This window comes from Pseudomonas sp. FSL R10-1339 (assembly GCF_009600545.1).
GTDB classification, from domain to species: Bacteria; Pseudomonadota; Gammaproteobacteria; order Pseudomonadales; family Pseudomonadaceae; genus Aquipseudomonas; species Aquipseudomonas bubulae.
Map to the genome: position 1 here is coordinate 1 of NZ_WIVQ01000178.1, position 3247 is coordinate 3247.

The window sequence follows — 3247 nt, forward strand, 5'->3', positions numbered from 1 at the left end:
GGCCCTGCCCGCTCCGCCCCGGGGCTCGGTGGCCGGACTCGGTGCCTACCCGCAGACCCCGCAGGTGAGCAATCTGGACGACGGCCGGGGCGGTTTCAATGGCGGTCAGCGCATTGACCGGGTCAGTTATCGCATCGAGCGCGAAGGCGATTTCGAGCTGCCGGCAATCCGCGTCAAATGGTGGGACAGCGTGAACCGCCAAATCCGTTTCGGCGAACTCCCGGCCGTCACCTTCAAGGCCACAGCCAGCAGCAGCTACACCCCGGTGTTCTCGATCGTTGACGACCTCAGGCAAATGGGCCAACCCAGCCGGCTGCGGCTGCCCGCCACGTTGCTGGTTGGCATCGGGTTATTGCTGCTGGCCGTTGCCCTCTCTGTGAACCGGCGGCGCTTGCTCCACGCTTTCAATGCCATGCGTCAGTGGAAACACAACCGCCCGCCGCGCAAAAACTATGGTTTGCGCCCGCTCAACCCAAGACATGAAAAGGACTTCCAAAAATGAATAAACAAAAAACTGTAGCCGTGGCAGCGAGCCTGCTCGCGAATGGCCTTCGCGAGCAGACTCGCTCCCACTGGAGCAAAAGGATCTCGGCAAGAACGGCAGCGACTCTGCTATTCGCCCTGCCCCTGTTCGCCCTGGCTGCCGACCCGTTGCCCTCCTGGAACCAAGGGCCGGCGAAAAAAAGCATCATCGAATTTGTCGAGACGGTTACCACGCCAGACAGTAAGGGCTTTGTACAACCCGAAGCGCGTATCGCCGTGTTCGACAACGATGGCACCCTGTGGAGCGAGCAACCTGGTTATTTCGAGGAGCTGTTTGCCTTCGACGAAATCAAACGCATGGCCCCCCAACACCCGGAATGGAAAGACCAGCAACCGTTCAAGGCGGTGCTGGAAAACGACCACAAAGCCCTGGCCGAAAGCGGCATGGAGGGCCTGCTGAACATTTTCATGACGACCCACGCAGGGCTCACCACCGATGAGTTCCGCGACAACGTCCAGCGCTGGCTAAGCAGCGCACGCCACCCCACCAGCGGCAAGCCCTACACCGAGATGGTCTACCAGCCGATGCTGGAAGTGCTGGCCTACCTGCGCAGCCAGGGATTCAAGCCCTACATCGTGTCCGGCGGCGATACCGGCTTTATGCGCGTATTTGCCGAGGAGGTCTATGGCATACCGCCAGAGCACGTGATCGGTTCCACGTTTGTCACCGAATACCAGGTCAAGGACGGCAAACCGTCAATCCTGCGCACCGCCAAAATTGCCCACAACGATGACGGCCCCGGCAAGCCGGTAAGTATCGACAGCGTGATTGGCCGCCGACCGATCCTCGCCTTCGGCAACTCCGACGGCGACCTGCAGATGCTCCAGTGGACCGCCGCCGGCGACGGCCCGCGCCTGATGGGGCTGGTGCATCACACCGACGCCAAACGCGAATGGGCCTATGACAAGGACTCGAAAATCGGCCGCCTGGACAAGGCGCTCGATCAGGCAAAACAGCAGGACTGGACTATCGTCGATATGGCGTCGCAATGGCGACGGATCTACCCGTTCGAGACCAGTGCCAACGAGCAACAGCAATAAGAAAAACAGCCGTCAGCAGTGCACCAACCAGGTCAACAAGGAGCAAGTTGCATGACTCGAACAGCCAAGTGGTTCCCCCGGCTAGCCCTCGTGGCGGCTTCGGTGATGGCGTTGTCCGCCACCGCCGTGGCCGCCGAAAAACCCAATATCCTGGTGATCTTTGGTGATGACATTGGCCAGTCCAATATCAGCGCCTACTCCATGGGTGTGGTGGGCTACAAAACCCCCAACATCGACCGGATTGCCAAAGAAGGCATGATGTTCACTGACTACTACGCAGAGAACAGCTGCACCGCCGGGCGCTCGTCGTTTATCACCGGGCAGACGCCGCTGCGCACAGGCCTGTCCAAAGTCGGCATACCGGGAGCACCGGTAGGCCTGCAAAAGCGCGATATCACCATCGCCCAGGCGCTCAAATCCCAGGGCTACGCCACTGCACAATTCGGTAAAAACCACCTGGGCGACCGCGACGAGTACTTGCCGACCAATCATGGTTTTGACGAGTTTTTCGGCAACCTCTACCACCTCAATGCCGAAGAAGAACCCGAACGCCCGTACTGGCCCAAGGATGACCCGGCTTTCGTCAAGGCCACCTCGCCCCGTGGCGTGATCCACAGTTTTGCCGACGGCAAGATTGAAGACACCGGGGCCCTGACCGCCAAGCGCATGGAAACCATCGACGACGAAACCACCGCGGCCGCGCAGGAGTTCATCGAAAAGCAGGCCAAGGCCGACAAGCCTTTTTTTGTGTGGATGAACACCACGCGCATGCACGTCTTTACCCACGTGCGCGACTCGATGAAGGGCCAGAGTGGTATGCCCGGCAACGAGTACGCCGATGGCATGCTTGAGCATGACGGCGACGTCGGCAAACTGCTGAAAACCCTCGATGACCTGAAAATCGCCGACAACACCATCGTGGTCTACACCACCGACAACGGGCCGAACCAGTTCTCCTGGCCGGACGCGGCCACCACGCCGTTCCGGAACGAGAAGAACTCCAACTGGGAAGGTGCCTTCCGTGTTCCGGCAATCGTGCGCTGGCCGGGGAAAATCAAGGCTGGCGAAGTGAGTAACGAGATGTTCTCGGGGCTGGACTGGTTCCCGACCCTGCTCGCGGTGGCTGGCGATGCCGATGTCAAAGACAAGTTGCTCAAGGGCTGGGCCCCGGTGGCAGGTGGCAACAACTTCAAGGTGCACCTGGACGGTTTCAACCAGCTGCCGTACCTGACCGGCGAACAACCCAAGGGCAACCGCAACGAGTTCTACTACTTCAACGATGACGGCATGCTGGTATCGATGCGTTTCGACAATTGGAAAGTGGTGTTCTGCGAGCAACGCGAACCGGGCGGCTTCAAGGTCTGGAGCGAACCTTTCGTATGCCTGCGGGTGCCGAAAATCTTCAACCTGCGCATGGACCCGTTCGAACGGGCTGACGTGGTCTCCGATCAGTATTACGACTGGAGCACGAAAAACGTCTACTTGAACGAACTGGCAATCATGAAGGCGGCCAACTTCCTGGAAACCTTCGTCGATTACCCGCCGAGCCAGAAGCCGCCAAGCTTCAGTATCGATCAGGTACGGGCAGCGGTAGACGCCAAGATTGCGGAAAAAATGAAAAATCAGCCAGCGCAGTAAACCTGCCCTGTGGGAGCGGGCTTGC

General features: G+C 59.6%; 2 protein-coding genes and 1 pseudogene. All 3 read left to right on the forward strand.

The window, feature by feature from the left end; genetic code table 11:
• A pseudogene (locus GHO03_RS23965) lies at window positions 1–502 on the forward strand (BatD family protein); the annotation flags it as partial.
• Window positions 499–1584: an HAD family phosphatase gene (locus GHO03_RS23970; RefSeq protein WP_256668769.1), complete on the forward strand. Its 1086-nt coding sequence runs from the start codon at window positions 499–501 to the stop codon at window positions 1582–1584. The pseudogene GHO03_RS23965 and the gene GHO03_RS23970, both read left to right, overlap by 4 nt.
• A 51-nt stretch (window positions 1585–1635) precedes the next feature.
• Window positions 1636–3222, forward strand: a complete 1587-nt coding sequence (locus GHO03_RS23975) for an arylsulfatase (RefSeq protein ID WP_095000495.1) — start codon at window positions 1636–1638, stop codon at window positions 3220–3222.
• Window positions 3223–3247: the final 25 nt, after the last annotated feature.